The organism is Sphingobium sp. SA2 (genome assembly GCF_032227065.1).
Classification (GTDB): domain Bacteria; phylum Pseudomonadota; class Alphaproteobacteria; order Sphingomonadales; family Sphingomonadaceae; genus Sphingobium.
Map to the genome: position 1 here is coordinate 2,432,801 of NZ_JAPMXX010000006.1, position 23,526 is coordinate 2,456,326.

23 protein-coding genes and 3 tRNA genes are annotated in these 23,526 nt (G+C 63.7%); 16 read left to right on the forward strand and 10 right to left on the reverse strand.

Translation table 11 applies throughout. The features are described 5' to 3' along the window. Positions 1-75 precede the first annotated feature (75 nt). From OVY48_RS19465 to OVY48_RS19475, 3 genes are all read right to left on the reverse strand, one after another. Positions 76-1,410, reverse strand: a complete 1,335-nt coding sequence (locus tag OVY48_RS19465) for a TldD/PmbA family protein (protein WP_313924097.1) — start codon at positions 1,408-1,410, stop codon at positions 76-78. Between the two features lie 21 nt (positions 1,411-1,431). Continuing rightward, the gene (locus OVY48_RS19470) at positions 1,432-3,066 is read right to left on the reverse strand and encodes a TldD/PmbA family protein (RefSeq protein WP_313924099.1); all 1,635 of its coding nucleotides are present in this window, start codon (positions 3,064-3,066) and stop codon (positions 1,432-1,434) included. A gap of 290 nt (positions 3,067-3,356) precedes the next feature. Continuing rightward, positions 3,357-3,433 (reverse strand) — tRNA-Pro (locus OVY48_RS19475). 168 nt (positions 3,434-3,601) lie between these two features. Between OVY48_RS19475 and thyA the strand changes: the two genes are divergently transcribed. The 4 genes from thyA to OVY48_RS19495 all read left to right on the forward strand — a co-directional run bounded on the left by thyA (position 3,602) and on the right by OVY48_RS19495 (position 8,597). Beyond that, positions 3,602-4,534, forward strand: a complete 933-nt coding sequence (thyA, locus tag OVY48_RS19480; RefSeq protein ID WP_313924101.1) for a thymidylate synthase — start codon at positions 3,602-3,604, stop codon at positions 4,532-4,534. Positions 4,535-4,654: 120 nt separating this feature from the next. Continuing rightward, on the forward strand, positions 4,655-5,953 hold the full coding sequence (locus OVY48_RS19485; protein WP_313924103.1) for a 3-methyl-2-oxobutanoate dehydrogenase (2-methylpropanoyl-transferring) subunit alpha: 1,299 nt from the start codon (positions 4,655-4,657) through the stop codon (positions 5,951-5,953). A 222-nt stretch (positions 5,954-6,175) separates the two neighbouring features. Next, positions 6,176-7,180: an alpha-ketoacid dehydrogenase subunit beta gene (locus OVY48_RS19490; RefSeq protein ID WP_313924851.1), complete on the forward strand. Its 1,005-nt coding sequence runs from the start codon at positions 6,176-6,178 to the stop codon at positions 7,178-7,180. Positions 7,181-7,280: 100 nt separating this feature from the next. After that, entirely contained in the window at positions 7,281-8,597 is a 1,317-nt protein-coding gene (locus tag OVY48_RS19495) for a dihydrolipoamide acetyltransferase family protein (protein ID WP_313924104.1), read from the forward strand. 16 nt (positions 8,598-8,613) lie between these two features. On the opposite strand, the gene OVY48_RS19500 is transcribed toward OVY48_RS19495, so the two are convergent. Further along, positions 8,614-9,357, reverse strand: a complete 744-nt coding sequence (locus OVY48_RS19500) for a methyltransferase domain-containing protein (protein ID WP_313924105.1) — start codon at positions 9,355-9,357, stop codon at positions 8,614-8,616. An 82-nt stretch (positions 9,358-9,439) separates the two neighbouring features. After that, entirely contained in the window at positions 9,440-9,913 is a 474-nt protein-coding gene (locus tag OVY48_RS19505) for a hypothetical protein (RefSeq protein ID WP_313924106.1), read from the reverse strand. 164 nt (positions 9,914-10,077) lie between these two features. Here OVY48_RS19505 and OVY48_RS19510 point away from each other — a divergent pair, with 164 nt between their 5' ends. The 3 genes from OVY48_RS19510 (at position 10,078) to OVY48_RS19520 (ending at position 11,508) form a co-directional block, all read left to right on the forward strand. Further along, positions 10,078-11,232 (forward strand): AI-2E family transporter, encoded by a 1,155-nt coding sequence (locus tag OVY48_RS19510; protein ID WP_313924107.1) that lies wholly within the window; start codon positions 10,078-10,080, stop codon positions 11,230-11,232. Between the two features lie 42 nt (positions 11,233-11,274). Continuing rightward, positions 11,275-11,351, forward strand: a tRNA-Asp gene (locus tag OVY48_RS19515). 80 nt (positions 11,352-11,431) lie between these two features. Continuing rightward, positions 11,432-11,508, forward strand: a tRNA-Asp gene (locus tag OVY48_RS19520). Between the two features lie 82 nt (positions 11,509-11,590). On the opposite strand, the gene aqpZ is transcribed toward OVY48_RS19520, so the two are convergent. The 5 genes from aqpZ to OVY48_RS19545 all read right to left on the reverse strand — a co-directional run bounded on the left by aqpZ (position 11,591) and on the right by OVY48_RS19545 (position 14,331). Next, entirely contained in the window at positions 11,591-12,322 is a 732-nt protein-coding gene (aqpZ, locus tag OVY48_RS19525; RefSeq protein ID WP_313924109.1) for an aquaporin Z, read from the reverse strand. A 262-nt stretch (positions 12,323-12,584) separates the two neighbouring features. Continuing rightward, on the reverse strand, positions 12,585-12,827 hold the full coding sequence (locus tag OVY48_RS19530) for a DUF2842 domain-containing protein (protein WP_313924110.1): 243 nt from the start codon (positions 12,825-12,827) through the stop codon (positions 12,585-12,587). Beyond that, positions 12,824-13,405: a 5-formyltetrahydrofolate cyclo-ligase gene (locus tag OVY48_RS19535; protein WP_313924111.1), complete on the reverse strand. Its 582-nt coding sequence runs from the start codon at positions 13,403-13,405 to the stop codon at positions 12,824-12,826. Before OVY48_RS19535 ends, OVY48_RS19530 begins: the two co-directional genes overlap by 4 nt. Positions 13,406-13,799: 394 nt before the next feature. Then, positions 13,800-14,135, reverse strand: coding sequence for a cell division protein ZapA (locus OVY48_RS19540; RefSeq protein WP_313924113.1), 336 nt, complete (start codon positions 14,133-14,135; stop codon positions 13,800-13,802). Beyond that, a complete protein-coding gene (locus OVY48_RS19545; RefSeq protein WP_237236431.1) occupies positions 14,128-14,331 on the reverse strand; it encodes a hypothetical protein in 204 nt (67 codons plus the stop codon). Before OVY48_RS19545 ends, OVY48_RS19540 begins: the two co-directional genes overlap by 8 nt. 180 nt (positions 14,332-14,511) lie before the next feature. Here OVY48_RS19545 and tkt point away from each other — a divergent pair, with 180 nt between their 5' ends. The 9 genes from tkt (at position 14,512) to OVY48_RS19590 (ending at position 23,524) form a co-directional block, all read left to right on the forward strand. Continuing rightward, positions 14,512-16,479 carry a transketolase gene (gene tkt, locus OVY48_RS19550; RefSeq protein WP_313924116.1) on the forward strand — a complete coding sequence of 656 codons (1,968 nt, stop codon included), beginning with the start codon at positions 14,512-14,514 and terminating at the stop codon, positions 16,477-16,479. A 33-nt stretch (positions 16,480-16,512) separates the two neighbouring features. Then, the gene (gene gap / locus OVY48_RS19555; RefSeq protein ID WP_037473927.1) at positions 16,513-17,523 is read left to right on the forward strand and encodes a type I glyceraldehyde-3-phosphate dehydrogenase; all 1,011 of its coding nucleotides are present in this window, start codon (positions 16,513-16,515) and stop codon (positions 17,521-17,523) included. Between the two features lie 138 nt (positions 17,524-17,661). Continuing rightward, complete coding sequence (locus OVY48_RS19560; RefSeq protein WP_313924117.1) at positions 17,662-18,864, forward strand: phosphoglycerate kinase; 1,203 nt, start codon at positions 17,662-17,664, stop codon at positions 18,862-18,864. Between the two features lie 105 nt (positions 18,865-18,969). Beyond that, a complete protein-coding gene (locus OVY48_RS19565; protein ID WP_313924118.1) occupies positions 18,970-19,875 on the forward strand; it encodes a fructose bisphosphate aldolase in 906 nt (301 codons plus the stop codon). Positions 19,876-19,952: 77 nt separating this feature from the next. Beyond that, positions 19,953-20,660, forward strand: a complete 708-nt coding sequence (gene thiE, locus OVY48_RS19570) for a thiamine phosphate synthase (protein WP_313924119.1) — start codon at positions 19,953-19,955, stop codon at positions 20,658-20,660. Between the two features lie 112 nt (positions 20,661-20,772). Then, positions 20,773-21,855, forward strand: coding sequence for a L,D-transpeptidase family protein (locus OVY48_RS19575; protein ID WP_313924852.1), 1,083 nt, complete (start codon positions 20,773-20,775; stop codon positions 21,853-21,855). Between the two features lie 4 nt (positions 21,856-21,859). Then, positions 21,860-22,438 (forward strand): M23 family metallopeptidase, encoded by a 579-nt coding sequence (locus OVY48_RS19580; RefSeq protein ID WP_313924120.1) that lies wholly within the window; start codon positions 21,860-21,862, stop codon positions 22,436-22,438. A gap of 106 nt (positions 22,439-22,544) precedes the next feature. Next, positions 22,545-23,108, forward strand: coding sequence for an elongation factor P (gene efp, locus OVY48_RS19585; protein ID WP_313924121.1), 564 nt, complete (start codon positions 22,545-22,547; stop codon positions 23,106-23,108). Beyond that, the gene (locus OVY48_RS19590) at positions 23,108-23,524 is read left to right on the forward strand and encodes a hypothetical protein (protein ID WP_313924122.1); all 417 of its coding nucleotides are present in this window, start codon (positions 23,108-23,110) and stop codon (positions 23,522-23,524) included. The genes efp and OVY48_RS19590 overlap by 1 nt, the downstream gene beginning before the upstream one ends. Positions 23,525-23,526 lie beyond the last annotated feature (2 nt).

The window sequence follows — 23,526 nt, forward strand, 5'->3', positions numbered from 1 at the left end:
CCTCCGTCAGCACTTCGTGCTGCCACCTCCCCCGCCGGGGGAGGATCGTCCATCTGGTAACCGTCAGCGCCAATATTACACCGCGTCCGAGAGCGAGGTGAAGGTGAAGTCGCGCAGTTTCATGGGCGGGACCATGATGTTCATCGACACTTCGTCGGGCGGCACGCGGACGGGCTTGCCGAGTTCCTCGACATTGTTGAGCATGATCACCGGGCTTTCGTTGAACCGGAAATTCTTGATCGGATATTTGATCTGCCCGTTTTCGATATAGAAAGTGCCGTCGCGGGTCAGGCCGGTCAGCAACACCGTCTGCGGATCGACCATGCGGATATACCAGGTGCGGGTGACCAGCACGCCGCGCTGGGTCGAGCGTACCAGTTCGGCGGTCGACTTGGTGCCGCCCGTCATCAGGATATTGCCCATCTGGCCCACAGGCGCCTTGCCCTGTTTCTGCGCCCAGTAGCGGCTGTAATCCAGCGCGACGACCTTGCCGTCCTTGACCAGGTCCATGCGCTTGCGTGGTACGCCTTCTTCGTCCCAAGGCAGGCTTGGAGCTACCGGATCCCAGGGGTCGGTGTAGAAATTGACTTGCGGCCCGAACACCTGCTGGCCGATCTTGTTGCCGCCGCCTGCCTTGGACAGGAAGCTGCGGCCTTCATCGGCTTCGCGCGCGCCGAAGAAGTTGAACATGAAGCCGATCAGACCGGCGGCCGCCATCGGTTCCAGAATGACGGTATATTTGCCCGGTTCCAGCGCCCTGGCTTCGGACGAGGCCGATGCCTTGCGCATCGCGATCTGGATATCATCCTCGACCTTGAAGCGGGTGGCGTCCTGCGTATCGGTGCCGACCCAGCCGGACCCGCGCCCGTCTTCGGTGCGGACGGTGCAGGTATAGTCCAGCACGGTCGAGCGCTGGTAGCCGAAATTGCCTTTGCTGTTGGCGAAGGCGACGAAGCTCTGGCCGTCCTCCAGAAAACCGGCGGCGATCAGATTCTGCGCCTTGCAGGCCGTGATCGAGGTCGCTGCGACCTTGGCCCGATAGACGGGGGTGATCGCGGCGGTCGCTTCGCTGAAGGTCGGGCTGGTCTTATAGACCTGCTTGTCGACGGCCGGCATGAATTCCGGGTTTTCCGGGGCGAGCTTGGCGAGTTCTTCGGCGCGGCGCACCACTCGTTCGAGCGAGGCGTCGTCGAACTGGTTGATCGTGGCGATGCCGACCCGCTTGCCATAGGCGACCTGGACCTGCAGGTCGGTGTCGTCGGTCAGGCCGGCGGTCGAGACATTGTTGAGCGCAAAGCGCACATTGCCCTGAATCTGGCCGGTCAGTTGCGCGGTGCATTCGTCGGCTTTCGACATGGCGACCACCTTGGTCAGAATGTCCTTCGCCTGTGCTTCGGTAAAGATGCCCATTATACTAACTCCCCTGAGCGATCAGCCGAGCGAACGCGCGGTGTTGATGACGTTGATGCCGTCGAAGCGGGTGGTCGATGACCCGTGCGACACGGCGGAAACCTGCGAAGGCTGTCCCTTGCCGTCGAAGAAGGAGCCGAACATGCGATAGTCGCTGGAATCGCAGATCGCCGAGCAGGCGGCCCAGAATTCGGGCGTCCTGATCTGATAGGCGACATCCTCCAGCGGCTGCGTGATCTTGCCGTTCTTGATCTCGTAGAACAGCGTGCCGCCGAACTGGGCGTTGTAGCGCTGCTGATCGATCGAGAAGGAGCCACGGCCGAGGATGTATATACCATCCTCGACATTGCTGATCATGTCGGCGACGCTCATCTTGTCCTTGCCGGGTTCCAGCGAGATGTTGGCCATGCGCTGGAACTGCACATTGGACCAGCTATCGGCGTAGGAGCAGCCGTCGCTTTCGCTCTTGCCCTCGATATGCGCCTGATCGCGGGTGGCCTGATAGCCGACCAGCTTGCCGTTGCGGATCAGATCCCACTTCTTGGTCTTCACGCCTTCATCGTCATAGGCGACCGCACCCAGGCTACCGGGCTGCGTCTTGTCGGCGACGATGTTGACCTTGTCGCTGCCATATTGGAAATTGGCCTTGAGCTTGTCCATCGTCGCGAAGCTGGTGCCGGCATAATTGGCTTCATAGCCCAGCACGCGATCCAGTTCGAGCGGATGGCCGACCGTTTCATGGATGGTGAGGCCGAGATGATTGGGGTCCAGCACCAGATCATATTTGCTAGGCTTCACCGATTTGGCGGTCAGCTTTTCGCGCGCCTGCCGGGTCGCGGCGATCGCGTCTTCCTTCATGTCGTAGGACATGCCGTAGCTGATGATGCCATTGGGGCCGACGGTCTTGTCCGCCGCGCGCCCGTCGAGATATTCAAAGCCCAGGCCCATGGGTGCGGACAGGCCATCGCGGACGCGGAACTTGCCGGTCTTCTTGTCGACGGCAGTGACTTCCATCGGTGCCCAGATGCGATGGACATCCTGGTCGATATAGCTGCCATCGGTGCTGGCAAAATATTTCTGCTCGTTCACCAGGAACAGGATGGAACTGATGAAGTCCGCGCCTGCATCCATGGCGGCGGCGTTGACGCCCATCAGCAGGTCGACCTTGTCCTTGATCGGCACGGTCATGCTGTTCTTGGCGATCGGCGTGCGCCAGGATACTTCGCCGACGCCCTTGACCGGGGCGAGCTGGACAGGCGCGGTCTGGGTCGGTGCGTTCGCCTTGGCAATGGCCACGGCCTGCTGTGCGGCTTTCGCCACGGCATCGGTGGTCATCGCATTCGTGGCGGCAAAGCCCCAGGCGCCGTCAGCCAGCACGCGGATGCCGACGCCGCTCGATTCGGTGTTCACGACATTTTCGACATTGCGTTCGCGGGTGATGACGAACTGGCGCAGGTAGCGGCCGACGCGCACGTCGCAATAGGATGCGCCCGCGCTCTTGGCGGCGTTCATCGCGGCGTCGGCCAGCGCCTTCTTGACGGCGACGTCGATCGCGCTGTTCAATTCTTCGGCGGCAATGACCTTGCCGAACATCGATGGGAGGATAATCCCCCCGACACCCATGGCCCCAAAAGCCAGAAAATCACGTCTGTGCAAGGTTCGTCTCCCACCTGCGGAACGCCCGCATGATGCGGGTCGGATAGTGATTGGGAAGCGGCCGGTCGGCCGTCCGATGCGGGGGATCATCGCCGGGTGGACGCGGCGGGTCAAATATCTTTTACATTCGAACAACATGGGGGTCGCCGCTTTCGACATATGACATCTGTCGAAAGTGGCTGGCCAGAGGGATGCAAGCGCCGCACTCGCGCGGGTGCGCGACATGAAAGACGCGCGCGGAAAGGCGTTCCCCCGCAAGGGGTTGATCTGTTCGAAGCTGTGAAGAAATGTGGTCGGGGAAAGAGGATTCGAACCTCCGGCCCCTGCCTCCCGAAGACAGTGCTCTACCAGGCTGAGCTATTCCCCGACCGATGCCGACGCCGCCGTGAAGCGACCCCGTAAGGCAGGCCGCAGCCTATAGAGACGGGTTTTCGGGCTGGCAAGCGGCGAGCGACGCTTTTTTTACGGGGCGGAGCGATGCCCCGATGCGCTAAAGCCTGTGGATCACAGATTCGATTCCGACAGGACCAGCACCTTGCCCGACACGCCCCATTATGAGCAGCAATATCTCGACCTGATGCGGTATATCTGGCGGCATGGCGACGAGCGGATCGACCGTACCGGGGTCGGCACCCGGTCGATCCTGGGGGCGACGATGCGCTTTTCCCTGGCCGACGATGCGTTGCCGCTGCTCACCACCAAGCGGGTCTATTGGAAGGCGGCGGCACGCGAGATGCTGTGGTTCCTGACCGGCGACACCAATATCCGCGAACTGGTGCGGCAGGGGGTGCATATCTGGACTGACTGGCCGCTCGACGCCTATCGCAAGGCGACGGGCGAGACGATCGACCGGGATGCGTTCGAGGCGCGGATCATCGCGGATGAGGGCTTTGCGCTGGAGTGGGGCGATTTGGGGCCGGTCTATGGCGCGCAATGGGTGAACTGGCCGCGCTACGAACCGGCGGGCGAGGGGCTGTATCGTCGGGCGGAGAAGGGGCACAACCAGATTGCCGCGCTGGTAGAGGCGATCCGGGCGACGCCGGGGTCGCGCCGCTTGCTGTTTACGGGTTGGAATGTCGCCGAAGTGGCGCAGATGGCGCTGCCGCCCTGCCACATGACCTATCAGTTCCAGGTGTCGAACGGGAAGCTCAACGGCCTGTTGTTCCAGCGCAGTTGCGACCTGGGCCTGGGCTTTGCCTTCAACATTTTCGGCCTGTCGATGATCACCCGGATGCTGGCGCAGCAATGCGATCTGGAGCCGGGCGAGGTGGTCTGGCAGGGGGGCGATGTGCATCTCTACCTCAACCATGCCGCACTGGTGGAGGAACAGATGAGTCGCATTCCGGCGGGTGCGCCGAAACTGCGGATCAAAAACCGGCCTTCATCCATTTTCGATTATGCCATCGAGGATTTTGAGGTGGTCGATTATGCGCCGCAATCCCACATTTCCGCGCCCGTCGCCGTGTGAAGCGGACAGCGAGGCGGACATAGGTTTGAGAAAATTGGGTAAGGGAGGCTTGCCTTTCTCGGCGTTGTAATTTAATATCCAAGCCAAGCAATATTATTGCAACGCAGCATAGGAGGCAGGATGACCGATCCGCATGATATCGGAGCCGCGCAAGGCGAACCGGGGCGCAATCTGCCCCCGTTGCGCCTGCATGTGCCAGAGCCGCCAGCCCGGCCGGGCGAGAGCGCCGACTTCACCCATTTCGACATCCCCGCCGCCGACGCCGCGCCCCGCCCGGACGAGGCGGCGCAGCCCGCGACCATGCGCGACATGGCCTATGGCCTGGTGCGCGTGTTGGACGAAGAGGGCGCGGCCGTGGGCGCGTGGAACCCCAAGCTGCCACCCGAAACGCTGCTGCGGATGTTGCGCGCGATGGCGCTGACCCGCGCGTTCGACGCGCGCATGTTCCGCGCCCAGCGGCAGGGCAAGACCAGCTTCTACATGAAGTCGACCGGCGAGGAAGCCGTGTCGATCGGCGCGGCCTTGGCGCTGTCGCGCGACGACATGTGTTTTCCAAGCTATCGCCAGCAGGGCATATTGATCGCGCGCGACTGGCCCATCATCGACATGATGAACCAGATTTATTCCAACAAGGGCGATCGGCTGAAGGGCCGCCAACTGCCGATCATGTATTCGGCGCGCGAGGCGGGCTTCTTCTCCATCTCCGGCAATCTGACCACGCAATATCCGCAGGCTGTCGGCTGGGCGATGGCGAGCGCGGCGCGGGGCGACACGCGCATCGCGGCGACCTGGTGCGGCGAGGGATCGACGGCGGAGGGCGATTTCCATTCGGCCTGCACCTTCGCCAGCGTCTATCGCGCGCCCGTGATCCTGAATGTCGTTAATAATCAGTGGGCTATCAGCAGTTTTTCAGGTTTTGCGGGCGCGGAGTCGACGACCTTCGCGGCGCGCGCGATCGGCTATGGCATTGCCGGCCTGCGGGTCGATGGTAATGATGTGCTGGCGGCCTATGCCGCCACCCGCTGGGCCGCCGACCGGGCGCGCGCCAATGCCGGGCCGACGCTGATCGAACATTTCACCTATCGCGTCGAAGGGCATAGCACGTCGGATGATCCGACCGCTTATCGTTCCGCCGAGGAAAGCAGCCTGTGGCCGCTGGGCGACCCGATCGCGCGGTTGAAGCAGCATTGCATTGGCCTTGGCATCTGGGACGAAGAGCGGCACGCCGCGATGGACAAGGAACTGGCCGAATATGTCCGCGACGCCGCGCGCGAGGCGGAGAAGAACGGCATCCTTGGCCACGGTCTGCATCATCACCCGATGGAATCGATGTTCGAAGATGTGTTCGAGGACATGCCCCGGCATTTGAAGGAACAGCAGCAACAGATGCTGGATGAGTGGAAGGCGGCGGGGTTGTGATGGGGCATCATCTTCCCCTCTCCCCGGCGGGGAGAGGATATCGTAGCTTGGCGGCTTGCCGCCTAGCGAAGGTTGGAGAGGGGGCTCTGCTTTCGCCTTTCATCGCCGCCGTTCACCCTCTCCCAGCTTCGACTAGGCGGCAGAGCCGCCAAGTCTGCGCAACCCTCTCCCTCAAGGGAGAGGGAAGGAACGCCCATGACTGACACATCAGATATACAACAAATGACCATGATCCAGGCGATCAACAGCGCCATGGACGTGATGATGGAACGCGACCCGACCGTTGTGGTGATGGGCGAGGATGTCGGCTTTTTCGGCGGGGTTTTTCGCGCGACCGCGGGCTTGCAGGATAAATATGGCAAGAACCGCGTGTTCGACACGCCGATCACCGAATGCGGGATCATCGGCGTAGCGGTGGGCATGGGCGCTTATGGCCTGCGGCCGGTGCCGGAGATCCAGTTTGCCGACTATATCTATCCCGCGCTCGACCAGCTGGTGTCGGAAGCGGCACGGTTGCGCTATCGGTCGGCGGGGGAGTTCACCGCGCCGATGACGGTGCGGTCGCCCTTTGGCGGCGGCATTTTCGGCGGGCAGACGCACAGCCAAAGCCCCGAAGGCATCTTCACCCATTGTTCGGGGATCAAGACGGTGATCCCGTCCACCCCCTATGACGCCAAGGGGCTGTTGATCGCGGCGATCGAGGATAATGATCCGACGCTCTTCTTCGAGCCCAAGCGCATCTATAACGGCCCGTTCGATGGCCATTATGATACGCCGGCCAAAAGCTGGGCCGGGCATGCAGATGCGCAGGTGCCGACCGGCTATTATCGCATTCCGCTGGGCACGGCGCGCATCGTGCGGCCGGGCGAGGCTCTGACCATCCTCTGCTATGGCACGATGGTCCATGTGGTCGAAGATACGGTCAAGGCGATGGGCATCGACGCGGACATTGTCGATCTGCGCAGCCTGATCCCGCTCGACATCGACACGATCGAGGCGTCGGTGAAGAAGACGGGCCGCTGCCTGATCGTCCATGAAGCGACGCGGACCAGCGGCTTTGGCGCGGAATTGCTGGCCCAGGTGCAGGAGCGTTGCTTCTATCATCTCGAAGCGCCGATCGAGCGCGTCACCGGTTTCGACACGCCCTATCCGCACAGTCTGGAATGGGCCTATTTCCCTGGCCCGGTGCGTATCCGCGAAGCCATTGCCAAGATCATGAAGGACTAAGCCTTCACCCAGCTTCCGTTCGTTTCGAGCGAAGTCGAGGAACGGAAGCGCAGTTTCAAGTCAAGTGTCTCGACTTTGCTCGACACGAACGGAGCTTTTTATGGCCCTTTTTACATTCAAGCTGCCGGATATCGGCGAAGGCATTTCGGAAGCCGAGATTGTCGGCTGGCATGTCGCGGTCGGGGATCGGGTCGAGGAAGACCAGCCGATCGCCGACATGATGACCGACAAGGCGACGGTCGAGATGGAAAGCCCGGTGGCGGGCATCGTCGTCCGCCTGGCGGGCGAACCGGGCGACCAGATTCCCATCGGCGCGATGCTGGTGGAGATTGAGGTCGAGGGCGACGAGGTAGCTGCGCCGCCGCCGCCTTCGGTCGAGGCGATTGAGGCGGAGGTTCCGGGTGAAGCGGTCATCGACCCGACACCCTCTCAATCCGTTCGCCCTGAGCCTGTCGAAGGGCCGACCTTTTCTTCCGCGCCAATCGCCAAGGAAGAAGGGCAGGGCTTCGACAAGCTCAGCCCGAACGGACCTGTAAGTTCCGTGGAGTCGCACGCCTCGCCCATCCTCGCCTCCCCTGCCGTGCGTGCCCGCGCGAAGGATTTGGGCATCGACCTGGCGCAGGTGAAGGCGAGCGGCGAGCATGTTCGTCATGCCGATCTCGATGCGTTCCTGCTCTATGGCGAAGGGCAGGGCTATCGCCCGGCGGGGCGTTCGGCCACGCGGCCGGACGAGCAGATCAAGGTGATTGGTATGCGTCGCCGCATCGCCGAGAATATGGCGGCGTCCAAGCGCCATATTCCCCACTTCACCTATGTCGAAGAAATCGACGTGACCGCGCTGGAAGAGTTGCGGGCGCAGTTGAACGAGGGGCGGGGGGATCGGCCCAAGCTGACCATGTTGCCGCTGCTGATCGTCGCTTTGTGCAAGGCGCTGCCCGATTTTCCGATGCTCAATGCCCGTTATGATGACGAAGCGGGTGTGGTGACGCGCCATGGCGCGGTGCATCTGGGCCTCGCGACGCAAACCGATGCGGGGTTGATGGTGCCGGTGATCCGCGATGCGCAGAACCGCAATGTGTGGCAGCTTGCGACGGAAATCCGCCGCCTTGCCGACGCCGCGCGCACCGGCAAGGCGAAATCGGAGGAATTGTCCGGCTCCACGCTGACGCTGACCTCGTTGGGGCCGTTGGGTGGCATTGCCACCACGCCGGTCATCAACCGGCCCGAAGTCGCGATCATCGGTCCCAACCGCGTGATCGAACGGCCGATGTTCCGGGGTAAGGAGATCGTCGCGGCGAAGCTGATGAACCTGTCGATCAGTTGCGATCATCGCGTGGTCGACGGTTTCGACGCGGCGAGCTTCGTCCAGGCGGTGCGCAAGCTGCTGGAAGCGCCCGCTTTCCTGTTCGTGGATTGATCGAGGGGCAGGGTGCCTATTTCGTCAGGACGACGATGGCACCCTGTTTCACATCCGGGCTGAACAGCATCCGCACCGCGCGCTGCATCATCTTCCAGCGCCGCTTGCTGAGCCAGCGGCCCGAATAGTCGCGTTCCTGATAGAAGGTGCTGTGGAGCAGCGCCGGGATCGGCAGCACGCGATGGCTGGTAAAGCCTGCCTTGCGGCCGCGCGCGATGATGAGGTGGGGCGGCATGTCGCGTTCGGCGACGCCGAACTTCGCCATCGCCTCGATCGATTCGGGCGACTGGCTATGGCCTTCGCCCGGTTCATGGGTGATCAGCATCCCCCCCGGCTTCAACGCGCGATAGGCGCTGCGGATCGCCAGTGCTTCGTCATCGGCATGATGGAGCGCGTCGAAAAAGAGCGCGGCGTCGAATTGGCCGTCCAGGTCTAGCGCTTCGAAGTCGCTGCATATAAAAGTCGTGCGGTCGCCAACGCCGTTGATCCGGGCATTCTCCTGCGCCAGCGCGATCATGTCGGGCGCGATGTCTTGCCCGGTCACGCTATAGCCCGCGCGGGCGAGGAACTGGCTGGTCCAGCCGCCGCCGCAGCCCAGGTCCAGCACGGCGGCCGGGGCAGGCGGCAGCAGGCTGATGATGAAGCCGATCGACGCCAGTTGGATGCCGCATTGCGGATCGGAAAAGGGCTTGTTCAGCGAATGATCGGCACCGCCTTCCCCCAGATTAGCGAGATAGGCGCGCTCGGCGTCTTTGGACATTGCAGGGGTCTCCGGTCGAGCCGACGGCCCTAGACCGTGGCGTCGCCCTGCTCAAGCGTGCTTGTCGCTACCCTTGTTCCATTCACCGTATCGTCGCGCGATAGCTGAGCCGTCCGGCCTGGCCCGGCGGGACACCGTCAGGCAATGTCCAGCGGACATGGGTGATATCGGCCGGGACGGCGCGGCGCACGCCGCCGAGCGGCGTCGGCAGCCAGAGTTGCGCCATGCGGCCCCATCGCACGCCGCCATCGACGGAGACTTGCAGGGCGGGGTCGGAGGGATCGAGTTCCACGCCCTTGGGCAGTGGCCGCACCAGTGCATAGTCGCGCAGCGGTTCGCCGCCCTGGTTGCGCCAGTGGACCATGACGATCATCTGGTCGCCCGGTGCGACGCGGTTCGCGCTGGCCAGCACGCGCCGGGTGCGGCCGTTGACGTCGGTGCTGACGCGCTCGACGAACATCTGCGTATCGACGCGCACGGCGGGCTGCGCCTGCGCCGCCTGCGCGCCGATGATGATCGCCAGCGCGCCCAGCGCTGATCCTGTGGCTGTCTTCATGCCGAACCCCGTTGTCGCATCCCCGATAGCGGACATAGACCCTGCGGCCCAATATTTGGTTAAGAGGCTGAATTTGCGGCGTGGGCGCGCGCATCGCTTTGCAAATTGACGGCCCGTGACGGGCAGCGCACATCTGGGCGAAACTATTGGCGAATCGGACAAAAGTGACAGTCGGCGAACAACAGGAAATCAACCGCAGGCGCGACCGGCTGCTGGCGTCGATCGCGCTGACGGCGGGCATCGGCCTCATCATCGCGCTCCCCTTTGCGTTGCGGGCGGGGGCGGAGTTTTTCCTGCCGCTGACTGCCGCGCTGGTGATCGCGATCGCGCTGGTGCCGTTGCTCGAATGGATGGAGCGGCGTCGCCTGCCATCGGGGCTGGCGGCGTTGCTGGCGTTGATCGGTTTCCTGCTGGTCGCCAACACCGCGCTGGTGCTGATCATCGTGCCGGCGACCGACTGGTTCCGCATCCTGCCCGAACGATTGCCGCAGATTCAGGCCAATCTCGCGCCGCTGATCGACTTCTACGCTAACCTGCAGCGGTTCGTGGATGAAACGGTGCGGATGCTGGCCACCGGGCCGGTGGCGGCCGCGCAGACCGCGGCGATCGACACGCCGCGCTCGCTGTTGCAGTTCGCGGCCGCCTCCGCGCCGTCCGCCATCGTGCAGATGGTGTTCGCGCTGCTCATCATCTATTTCTTCCTCGCCGGATGGACCCGCCTGCGCCGCCGCACGATCAACAGCCGCGACAGTTTCGACGGCGCGCTGGCGGTCGCGCGGGTGATCCAGAATGTGGTCGATGCGACGTCGGCCTATGTCATCACCATCGCGACGATCAATCTGGGGCTGGGGCTGGCGGTCGCCGTTTCGCTGTGGCTGATCGGGATGCCGTCGCCCTGGATGTGGGGTGGCATCGTCGCGTTGTTGAACTTCATTCCCTATTTCGGGCCGATGCTCGCGGCCGTGCTGCTGGGGCTGGGCGGCCTGATGGTGTTCGACGATATTTGGGTGGCGTTGCTGCCTGCGGCCTTGCAGGTCGGTTTCCACATGGTCGAGGCCAATGTGGTGACGCCGACCGTGCTGGGGCGGCGGTTGACGATGAATCCGTTGCTGATCCTGGTGTCGCTGGCCTTTTGGGGTTGGGTGTGGGGCACGCCCGGCGCGTTACTGGGCGTGCCGCTGCTGATCATCCTCCAGACCGTCGTACAGGCGGCGGGGACGCCCGATATTGCCGGTTTCCTGTTCGAGCAGGGGACGCTGACGGTCGCGCCGCGCAAAGAAAATGACGAGAATGGCAAAACAGCCGAAACGGACGGTTGACAGTTTTGGCGCGCGCCCATAGACGGCGCTTCCACACCGAACGCGGGTGTAGCTCAGTTGGTTAGAGTGCCGGCCTGTCACGCCGGAGGTCGCGGGTTCGAGCCCCGTCACTCGCGCCACTTTCCTTGACCGGAAGGTGGAAAGGTTCCCGGATCAGCATCGTCTGGCGGACTTGGTGTGGAAATAGATGTCACCCTGCGCGGGTGTAGCTCAGTTGGTTAGAGTGCCGGCCTGTCACGCCGGAGGTCGCGGGTTCGAGCCCCGTCACTCGCGCCACTTGCCTGCTGTATGCAGCAAGTGGCGCAAACCGCGCAGAGGATCGGGCCGACGCACCAGGCGCCGACCCTTCTCTCAAAATCTACAGATTATCGCCCACGATGTCGGGAGCCAGCGGGGCTTGAGCGAGCCAGCGATAGGTGCCGCCTGCTATCAGCGCGCCGATCATCGGTGCCAGCCAGAACAGCCATAATTGCTGCACCGCCAGCCCGCCGACCAGCAGGGCCGGACCCGTGCTGCGCGCCGGATTGACCGATGTGTTGGTCACCGGAATGCTGATCAGATGAATGAGCGTCAGCGCCAGCCCGATCGCGATCGGCGCAAATCCTGCGGGCGCACGGCTGTCGGTCGATCCCAGGATGACCATCAGGAGGCCGAAGGTTAGCAGGATTTCGATCAGCAACCCGGCCGACAGCGCATAGCCACCGGGCGATTGGGCATCATAGCCATTTACCGCCAAGCCGGTGCCTGTCAGGGCATAGCCCGGCTGGCCGCTCGCAATATAGAGCAGCACCGCCGCCGCGATCACCGCGCCGACCAGTTGCGCGACGATATAGGGTGCGATGTCGCGCACGGGGAAGCGCCCGCCCGCCCACAGCCCGAGCGTGACCGCCGGATTGAGATGGCAGCCCGAAATATGACCGACCGAATAGGCCATGGTCAGGACGGTCAGGCCAAAGGCCAGGCTGACGCCCAGCAGGCCGATCCCGACGTCGGGAAAGCCCGCCGCCAGCACGGCGCTGCCGCATCCGCCGAAGACGAGCCAGAATGTGCCGAATGTTTCGGCGAAGAGCCGTTTGCTCAAGGGAACCATCGCATCCTCCTGTCAGCATGTGCATCCGCCACCGGCCTGCAACCGCGCCGTGGCGGGGTGGCACCGCCCGGCAACGTCAGGATAGGGTTCGACAGGGGCGTGGGCGCGCAACGATTGGCGCGCGCTTGCAGGGCTGATGGCCGGCACATGGACATGGCTCGCCTCCCGTCGTCGGCAGCCGTTCACAATCCCGGTGACGGGACTATCCGTTACGGTTACTCAACGGATAAGAGGTAACGGCAAAAAGACGCCTTGTCACCGCTTATCCGCGACGCCAGCGCCCCGTTTCCATCCAGGCGAGCAGGCGCTTGAGCGGCAGGATCCAAATCCAGATAAGGCCGAGGATGATATAGACCGGCACCTGAAGCCACATCGCCAAGGTGCCGATTGGCCCGGACAGGCTGCCGACCAATATGGCCCAGCCCAGGATCAGCGCCAAGATGATGAACATCCCCACCGGCTTGCGCCAGCTTGGCTGATGATAATGGCGCGGGTCGATGGTCATGCGTCCGGTCCTTCGATCAGTTCCGCCTCGGTCAGGATGATGTCGAGCGGCAAGTCCCACGGGTCGGCGGGCACATCGTCCAGTTCCTGCGCCGACCAGGCAAGGCCGATGCGCAGCGCGTCGGGAAAGCGGGCGAAGGCGCGATCATAATAGCCGCCGCCCTGGCCCAACCGGTTGAGCGCGCGGTCGAACCCTACCAGCGGCGCGATGATCGCGTCGGGCGTCACGGGACCATCGCCGGGTTCGGGATGGCTGGTGCGGAAGGGACCGGGGACGAGTGGAGCGTCCGGCGTCCAGGGCAGGAAATCCATCGACCCCAGCCGGTCCAGCACGCGCGGCAGCGCCACCCGCTTGCCCATGGCGATCAAGGGCGCGGCCAGCCGCTGCGCCGGGGCTTCGTCGTCCAGCCCCATATAGAGCGCCACGGTGCGGGCCTCGGCCAGACGCCGGGCGAGCGGGGAAGGCAGCACCTTGAACGCCAGCCGATGCGCCAACGGATCGAGCGTAGCGACGAAGGCACGCCGCTGATCGCGCGCGAGGACGCGCAGGTCGGCTTTGTCGGCGCTGTCGCTATTCACTCAAATGTCTGCCTGGTCATTGCGGTGTTCCCGTGCGTCAAACGATCCTCCCCCTGTGGGGGAGGTGGATGGCCGTAGGCCAGCCGGAGGGGTGTCACCCCCTCGATAGGGTGACACCCCTCCGTCAGGGCTTCGCCCTGCCACCTCCCCTTCCAGGGGAGGATGGGCGTGTATCGAATAGGTCAGGGGCATCATCACCAAATCATTAAGCGCATTTGGCAGGGGTGACGGGACCACCTTGGCCGTGTGCTGGAAGATCCTCTGACGCCTCAACGTCAGGTGGGGACCATGTAGATCGGGCCGGAACCCGCCCAGGGACAGCCCCCTAGGATGTGCTTATCGCCTCAGGGATGTTCGCTAAAGCTCGTACCAGGCAGTACCCGTCATCCCCAATCTAGGCGTCCGCGTGCGGCGCGGCAAGTCTCTCGCGCAGCTTTTCTATCCGGGCCGCCAGTGCCTCGACCGCGTGCGCCGCATCGTCATCCTGCGTTTCCAGCGCCAGTCTCTCCTGCCGCCCCGCAACCTCGCGACGCAGGTCGGTCACCTCGTCGGCCAGGAAGAGCGCGGCGAAGAGCAGGTTGCGCACTTCGGTCATGCCCGGCATGCCCTGTTGCGCGGCGCGGGCCTTGCCATCGATCATCGCCGCAAGCTGCGCCAGATGCGCTTCCTCGCCATCGCGGCAGCGTATGTCATAGTGCCGCCCGGCAATGTGCAGCGTGGTTTCAGCCATGGGCCTTGGCTTTCAGGTCATCGATCAACTGATCGAGCGAGCGCAGGGCTTCGCGGGCGGCGGGCAGGTCGATCTGGGGTGCGTCCGGCGGCGCAGGGGGCGGGATGGCCGCGACGAAATGGGTCACATCCTGTTCCAGCCGACCGATCGCCCGCTCCAGCGTGCCGATCGCCAGCATCATGCGCTCGCTTGCCATGGCCCAAGCATAGCCCGATTCGCGCGCCTACAAAAGCGGTCTTTGGGCCTAAGCGACGGGCATTGCGCCCCGCTATGGTTGACGCATGGGGCTTGACGCGACAAAGGAAGCGCGATCTCGACTCGTTCGCCCGCCCGCAAACGATCCGCCCTATTCGTTCAGGAAAGACGCCCGCCCATAATGACCGTCACTGATAAGTCGCTCGCCAACGCCATTCGCGCGCTTTCCATGGACGCGGTGCAGGCCGCCAATAGCGGTCATCCGGGGATGCCGATGGGGATGGCCGATGTCGCGACGGTGTTGTTCAGCGATTATCTGAAATTCGATCCCACCCAGCCCAAATGGGCCGACCGCGACCGGTTCGTCCTGTCGGCCGGCCATGGCTCGATGCTGATCTACAGCCTGCTGCACCTGACCGGCTATGCGCGGCCGACGATCGAGGACATCGCCAATTTTCGCCAGTTGCACAGCCCTTGCGCTGGCCATCCTGAGAATTTCGAGCTGGCGGGCGTGGAAGCGACCACTGGCCCGCTCGGCTCCGGCCTTGCCACCGCTGTCGGCATGGCGATTGCCGAGCGGCACCTGAACGCGCAGTTCGGCGACGATCTGGTCGATCACCGGACCTGGGTGATTGCGGGCGACGGCTGCCTGATGGAAGGTATCAACCATGAGGCGATCGGCCTGGCCGGGCACCTGAACCTCGGTCGCCTGATCGTGTTGTGGGACGATAACAAGATCACGATCGACGGCGCGGTGGACCTGTCGAGCAGCGAAGATGTGCGCGCGCGCTACGTCGCTACCGGCTGGCATGTCGTGTCGTGCGATGGCCATGACGTCGCCGATGTGCGGCGCGCGCTGGCCGAAGCGATCGCCGATCCGCGTCCCTCGCTCGTCGCCTGTGCGACCAAGATCGGCTATGGTTCGCCCAACAAGGCGGGCACGTCGGGCGTACATGGTTCCGCGCTGGGCACGGACGAAGTCGCGGCCACGCGCGAATTTCTCGGCTGGACCGCCGAGCCGTTCGTGATCCCCGAAGACATTGCCGCTGCCTGGAAGGCGATCGGCGCCAAGGGCGGCGAGGCGCGCACCGCATGGGAAGCACGGCTTGCAAGTGACGAGAAGGGCGGCGAATTTGCCCGTCGCATGGGCGGCGACCTGCCCGCCGATTTCTCGCTCGACGCCTATATCGACAGCCTGATCGCCGCGCCGCAGAAGGTCGCCACGCGCAAGGCGAGCGAATTGGCGCTGGGCGCGATCAACGACCTGTTGCCCGAAACGCTGGGTGGTTCGGCGGATCTCACCGGCTCCAACAATACCAAGACCAAGTCGACCGGCCCGCTGACCAAGGATGATTATGCGGGTCGCTATGTCTATTATGGCATCCGTGAGTTCGGCATGGCCTGCGCGATGAACGGCATGGCGCTGCATGGCGGCGTGATCCCTTATGGCGGCACCTTCCTCGTCTTTTCCGACTATATGCGCGGTGGCATCCGCCTCGCCGCGTTGCAGCAGCAGCGGGTCATCCATGTGCTGACCCATGACAGCATTGGCCTGGGCGAAGATGGTCCGACCCATCAGCCGATCGAGCATGTCATGTCGCTGCGCATGATCCCGAACCTGGACGTCTATCGCCCGGCCGACATTGTCGAGACGGCGGAATGTTGGGAACTGGCGCTCAAAGACGCGACCGGCCCATCGGTGCTGGCGCTGACCCGCCAGAACCTGCCGCAGTTGCGCACCGAGAAGAGCGAGAATCTGTGCGCCAAGGGTGCCTATCGCCTGCGCGCCGCGACGGGCGATCGCCGGGTGGTCATCATGGCCACCGGGTCGGAAGTCGAGATCGCGGTCGACACCGCCAAGCTGCTGGAAGAGCAGGGCATCGGCGCCGATGTCGTGTCGATGCCGAGCTGGGCGCATTTCGAGGCGCAGCCGCAATCCTACAAGGATGACGTGCTGCCCTATGATGTGCTGCGCGTGTCGATCGAGGCGGGGACGACCTTCGGCTGGGAACGGCATACCGGCATCGGTGGCCTGCGCTTTGGTATCGACAGCTTCGGGGCGTCCGCGCCGGCCGAAGCGCTTTACGACCATTTCGGCCTGACCGCCGTGAAGATCGCGCCGCAGATCGTGGCCGCGCTCGACAACTGATCGACAATCAACAGCTTAAGGGAGGCTAGTGCAGTGGCAACGAAGGTAGCAATTAACGGTTTCGGACGTATCGGCCGCCTGGTGGCGCGCGCCATCCTCTCGCGCACCGACCATGACCTGGAACTGGTCAGCATCAACGATCTGGGCGATGCCAAGGCGAACGCCCTGCTGTTCAAGCGCGACTCGGTGCATGGCAATTGGAAGGGTGACGTCAGCGTCGATGGCGATTTCCTGGTCATCGACGGCAAGCGCATTGCCGTGACCGCCGAGCGCGACCCCGCCAATCTGCCCCACGCGGCGCAGGGCGTCGAAATCGCGCTCGAATGCACTGGCATTTTCGCCGACAAGGGCAAGGCCAGCGCCCACCTGACCGCCGGTGCCAAGCGCGTCATCATCTCCGCGCCTGCCACGGGCGTGGACAAGACGATCGTGTTTGGCGTCAACCATGATGCGCTGACCGCCGACGATATCGTGATTTCGAACGCCAGCTGCACCACCAACTGCCTGGCCCCGCTCGCCAAGGTGCTGCACGATGCGATCGGCATCGAGCGCGGTTTCATGACGACGATCCACAGCTATACCAACGATCAGAATACGCTGGACCAGATCCACAAGGATATGCGCCGCGCCCGCGCCGCCGCCCTGTCGATGATCCCGACCACCACGGGCGCTGCCCGTGCCGTGGGCGAGGTGATGCCGGAGCTGAAGGGCAAGCTGGATGGCTCGTCGGTTCGCGTGCCGACTCCGAACGTGTCGGTGGTGGACTTGAAGTTCGACGCCAAGCGCGCGACCAGCGTCGAGGAAGTCAACGCGCTGCTCAAGGCCGCTTCGGAAGCAGGGCCGCTCAAGGGCGTGCTGGGCTATTCGGACGAGCCTCTGGTCTCGATCGACTATAATGGCGATCCGCGCAGCTCGACCGTGGACAGCCTGGAAACGGCGGTCATCGACGGCACGCTGGTCCGGGTGCTGAGCTGGTACGACAATGAATGGGGCTTCTCCAACCGCATGATCGACACCAGCGGCGTGGTGGCGAAGTTCCTGTAAGATACTAAAGGGGGCAGGGTGACTTGCCCCCTTTTCGTCATCCCGGCGAACGCCGGGATCCCGCTTTTCTTCTCTTCGGCGATACAGGAAGAGTGATCCCAGCTTTCGCTGGGATGACGGATGCATCAGGAAGCCAACATGACCAAGCCGTTCAAGACACTCGACGATATGGGCGACATCAGCGGCAAGGCCGTGCTGGTGCGCGAAGATCTCAACGTGCCGATGCACGAAGGGTCGGTCAGCGACGATACCCGCCTGCGCTCGGCCATGCCGACCGTGCTGGAATTGGCCGATCGCGGCGCGAAGGTGCTGATCCTCGCTCATTTCGGCCGTCCCAAGGGCCAGAAGAACCCCGAATTTTCGCTGTCGAAGATCACCCGGCCGCTCTCCCAGGTTCTGGGCCGCGAAGTGCAGTTCATTCCCGATTGCGCCGGTCAGGCGGCGGTTGATGGCATTGCGGTGATGCGCCCCGGCGACATTGCGATCCTGGAGAACACCCGTTTCCATGCGGGCGAAGAAAGCAACGACCCCGCGCTGGCCGACGCGATGGCGGCGATTGCGGACATGTATGTCAACGACGCCTTCTCCGCCGCGCACCGCGCCCATGCCTCGACCGAGGGCATCGCCCACAAGCTGCCCGCTTTTGCCGGACGCGCGATGGAGCGCGAGCTGGATGCGCTGCAGGCGGCGCTCGGCACCCCGGTCAAGCCGGTCGCAGCGGTCGTGGGCGGGGCGAAAGTCTCGACCAAGCTCGATGTGCTGAACCATCTCGTCACCAAGGTCGATCATCTGATCATCGGCGGCGGCATGGCCAATACTTTCCTGCACGCGCGCGGGGTCGATGTCGGCAAGTCGCTGTGCGAGAAGGATCTGGCCGACACGGCGGAGGCCATTTTCGACAAGGCGGAAGCGGCCGGTTGCACCATTCATCTGCCCTATGATGTGGTGGTGGCCAAGGAATTTGCCGCCAACCCGCCATCGGTGCGGACGTGCAACGTGCATGAAGTCGCTGAGGACGAGATGATCCTCGACGTCGGCCCGGCCGCTGTGGAGGCGCTGGCCGATGTGCTGAAGAATTGCCGGACCTTGGTGTGGAACGGGCCGCTGGGCGCGTTCGAGATCGCGCCGTTCGACACCGCGACGGTCGCGCTGGCGCGCACGGCGGCGGCACTGACCAAGGAAGGCCAGTTGACGTCGGTCGCGGGCGGCGGCGATACCGTGGCCGCGCTCAACCATGCTGGCGCAGCCGCCGACTTCACCTTCGTTTCGACGGCGGGCGGCGCGTTCCTGGAATGGATGGAAGGCAAGGACTTGCCCGGCGTCAAGGCGCTGACGGCCTGACGGTTAGGCACTGGTCCGCGCTTCCAGGGAGAGGCAGCGCTGACCGACAATTGACCAGGTGCCGCCGAGGGGGCGGGGCCTCTATCATGAAGAAGGTATGTGCAGATGCTGGATCAGACCATGAAGCAGAAGATCGCCGACGGGGAGGGCTTCATCGCCGCGCTCGACCAGAGCGGCGGATCGACGCCCAAGGCGCTCAAGGGCTATGGCATCGAAGAGGGTGCCTGGGCCAATGATGAGGAGATGTTCGGCCTGATCCACGCGATGCGCAGCCGCATCATCACCTCGCCCGTATTCACCGGCGACAAGGTGCTGGGCGCGATCCTGTTCGAGCGCACCATGGACGGGACTGTCGATGGCAAGCCGACCCCGCAGGCGTTGATCGACAAGGGCGTGGTGCCCTTCATCAAGATCGACAAGGGGCTGGAGGACGAAGCCAATGGCGTCCAGTTGATGAAGCCGAACCCCGATCTCGATGTCCTGCTGCACCGCGCCAAGGCGCTGGGCGTGTTCGGCACCAAGGAGCGTTCGGTCGTCAACCTCGCCAACCGCGAAGGCATCGCCGCCGTCGTCAAGCAGCAGTTCGAAACCGGGCAGCAAGTCTTGGCCGCCGGGCTGATGCCGATCATCGAGCCGGAAGTGAACATCAAGTCGCCCGAACGCGCCGAAGCCGACGCGATCCTGCTCGACGAACTGGTCAAGGCGCTCGACGCGCTGCCGGACGACCAGCAGGTGATGCTCAAGCTGTCGCTGCCGACCAAGGCCGGTCTGTTCGATCCGCTGGTCGATCATCCCCGCGTGCTGCGCGTTGTCGCGCTGTCGGGTGGCTTTGCCCGTCCCGAAGCCTGCGTCGAACTGGCCAAGAATCGCGGCATCATCGCCAGCTTCAGCCGCGCGCTGCTCAACGACCTGCGCCACCAGATGAGCGATGACGAGTTTAACGCCGCGCTCGGCGAAGCGATCGACGAAATCCACGGCGCATCGGTTACCAAGACGCCGGTTACGGCCTGAGTTGGATCGGCCGGGCGGGCTTCGCGCCTGCCCGGCACCCCTTCCCCGGATCGGCGGGATCGGTTAGGGCATCGGCCATGACCGATTTTACCGATGAAGAACTGGCGCTCGATCCGCATTTTGCCGATCAGTTCCAGACGGGCTTTCGCCCCGCCTGCCAACTTTACCTGATTTCGCCGCCCGCGATCGACGCGGATTTTGCGCCGCGCCTGGCGCAAGCGTTGGAAGGCGGGAAGGTTGCTGCGTTCCAACTGCGGCTCAAGGGGCTGGATGATCATGCCATCGCCGCGCTCGCGCCGCCGTTGCAGGCGATCTGCGCCGAGCATGAGGTGGCCTTCATCGTCAACGATAGCATTGGCCTCGCCAAGCGGCTGGGCGCAGACGGCGTGCATCTGGGCCAGGAAGATGGCGACCCGCGCGATGCGCGCAAGCAACTCGGCCCCAATGTCCAGATCGGCGTGACCTGTCATGACAGCCGTCACCTGGCGATGGAAGCGGGCGAGGCGGGGGCCGACTATGTCGCCTTTGGCGCGTTCTTTCCGACCACGACCAAGGAAACGCAGCATCGTGCCGAACCCTCGATCCTGGGCTGGTGGACGACTTTGTTCGAACTGCCCTGCGTCGCGATCGGCGGCGTGACCGCCGACAATGCGGGGCCGCTGGTGATGGCGGGCGCGGATTTTCTGGCCGTCAGCAGCGCGGTATGGGATCATCCCGAAGGCCCGAAGGCGGGCGTCGCCGCGTTCGCCGAGGTGCTGGCGAGCAAGCCCCCGCCGCCGCGTTGAGCCACGTCGGTCCAAATCCACGCCCAACGCAGCTTTCCGCGCGATCATGCGTTTCTCGCCCATAGTCCGGGAGAGAATTGCCTTGAACCACCACCGCCTGTTGCCTCGCCATATGCTTTTGCTCTCCGCGCTGTTGTGCAGTGCGTGCAATGTGTCCGTCACCGATGCCAATGACAGCGCGCCAGCGGCCGACGCCGCCGCACCGGTCAATGGCACTGTCGCTGCACCGGCTGCTGCTAACGAAGCCTATGATTTTCAGGTCGTAAGGGAGCAGAATGCTTGGCAGGCCGACCGCATTTTCCAGGCGCAGGTTCAACTCGACCGCTGGGGGTTCTCGCCCGGCGTACTGGATGGCAAGGATGGCATGTCGTTCAAGGCTGCGGTGCGCGGTTTTCAAGAGGCGAACAAACTACCCGTAACCGGCGACTATGACCAGAAAACCGCGATCGCGCTGCTGGAAGGCGAAGCGCGGCCGACCACCTGGCTGGTGCGCATCCCGGCCGACTTCGCGCGCGGTCCCTTTTTCGACATGCCCAAGGGGATGAACGAAAAAGCAGGGCTTCCGGCGCTGACCTATCGCAATTTGCTCGAAAAGCTCGCCGAGCGTTTCCACACTACGCCGGAATTTCTCGTGTCGATCAATGCGCCGGGCACGAAGGTCGGGGCGGGGACCACCATCCGCGTGCCCGCGATCGAGAATCAGCCGGTTGCGCAGATCGAGGGTGATGAGCGCGGCTGGGGCGCGACGCTCGCCAGCCTTGGCGTCGCGAAGGACCAGCCGCAGGCCGATCATCTGGTCGTCGACAAGTCCGAGGGGCTGCTCAAAGTCTATGACGCCGGCAATCGCCTGATCGCGCAGTTCCCCGCCACCATGGGGTCAGAGCATGATCCGCTGCCGCTGGGCGAATGGACGATCAAGGGCGTCGCCCGCAATCCCGACTATCATTACAACCCCGCACTCTTCTGGGATGCCGGGGCGACGGACGAGAAGGCGGTATTGAAGCCCGGCCCCAACGGCCCGGTCGGTGTCGTGTGGATCGACCTGTCGAAGGATCATTACGGCATCCATGGCACGCCCGAACCGCAGACGATCGGCCGGACCGAAAGCCATGGTTGCGTCCGCTTGACCAACTGGGATGCCGCGCGACTGGCGCAGATGGTCAAGCCGGGGACCAAGGCGAAGTTCCAGGCTTAGGGCCATGCCGACAACCTTTCCCTGGCGTCGCTGGCTATGGGGCGCAGGCGCGGTCGCACTGTGCGTTGCCTTCGCGCGCTATTGCGTGCAGATCGTCCCAGCCGATGCGCCGCTGCCCGCTGATAAAGCCCCTGCCGCCAAGTCGGCATCGGGCGCGCTGCTGATACCGGTCGATGGCGTGCCCGCCTCCGCGCTGACCGACACCTTCACTCAGGCTCGTGCCTTGGGCGAAAGATCGCATGACGCCATCGACATCATGGCGGCGCGGGGCAGGGCGGTGCTGGCTGTTGCCGATGGCCGGATCGACAAGATTCATTGGAGCGAAGAGGGCGGCCGCACCGTCTATCAGCGCGCGCCCGATGGACGCATACTATATTACTACGCGCATCTCGATCGCTATGCGCCGGGCCTGCGCGAAGGGCAGATGGTGCGGCGTGGCCAGCGGATCGCGACCGTGGGCAGCACCGGCAATGCCGACCCCGGCGCACCGCACCTCCATTTCGCCATCCACCGCGCCAGCCCGGACACGCCCTGGCATGGCGGCGACCCCATCAATCCCTATCCATTGCTGACCGAGCCCTGACCTTTCCCGCGCCCCCTTGCCCTTCGCACCATCCCGCTGTAAACGGCCGCCCAGCCTCCCGCGAGGCCGGCTCTTTCACTCTTGGACATATAGGCAGGCTCTTCCCATGAAGATCAGCGGCGTGGACATTCGTCCCGGCAATAATATCGAATATGAGGGCGGCCTGTGGCGCGCTGTCAAGATTCAGCACACCCAGCCCGGCAAGGGCGGTGCCTATATGCAGGTGGAGTTGAAGAACCTCATCGACGGCCGCAAGAACAACGTCCGTTTCCGCTCCGCAGAAAGCGTCGAGCGTATCCGGCTGGATACCAAGGATTTCCAATATCTCTATGCCGAAGGCGACATGCTCGTCTTCATGGACAATGAGACCTATGAGCAGATCAATCTGCCCAAGGAACTCCTCGGCGACGCTGCCGACTTCCTGCAGGACGGCATGGAAGTGACGCTGGAAATGTATGAGGAGCGGCCGATTTCGGTGCAACTGCCCGACACGATCGAAGCGACGGTCGTGGAAGCCGATGCTGTGGTCAAGGGGCAGACCGCCTCGGCCAGCTACAAGCCCGCGATCCTTGACAATGGCGTCCGCGTCATGGTCCCCCCGCATATCGTCAGCGGCACCCGCATCGTCGTCGACGTGTGCGCGCGCGAATATGTAAAGCGCGCGGACTGATGACCGACAAGCGGTTCCAGGCTCAGATGAAGGAGGTTATCAATCGAAACCTCCTTGTTTCTGAGCTGATCCGCCTTGGATACAACGCTTATCTTCCAGTCTATGATCGTGGTGTCGATCTTATTGCGTATCGAAATGATGGCGCATCTATCGTTCCCATTCAGTTGAAGGGAAGATGGATGATCGCCAAGAAATACATTGCCCAAAATGTATGGATGGCATTTCCGGAAGATGGTGACTGGTATCTAGCGCCGCATGATGACATGGTCCGCATCGGTGAGGAAATGGGCTATTGTGCCACGCCCTCTTGGAATGATGGCGGTGCCTACAGTTGTCCGAGTTTTAGCAAAAAATTGAGTTTGGCGATGGCGTCATGGCGCTTGTGTTCGGCTCATTCAGTAGCAATCGAGAGTTAGTA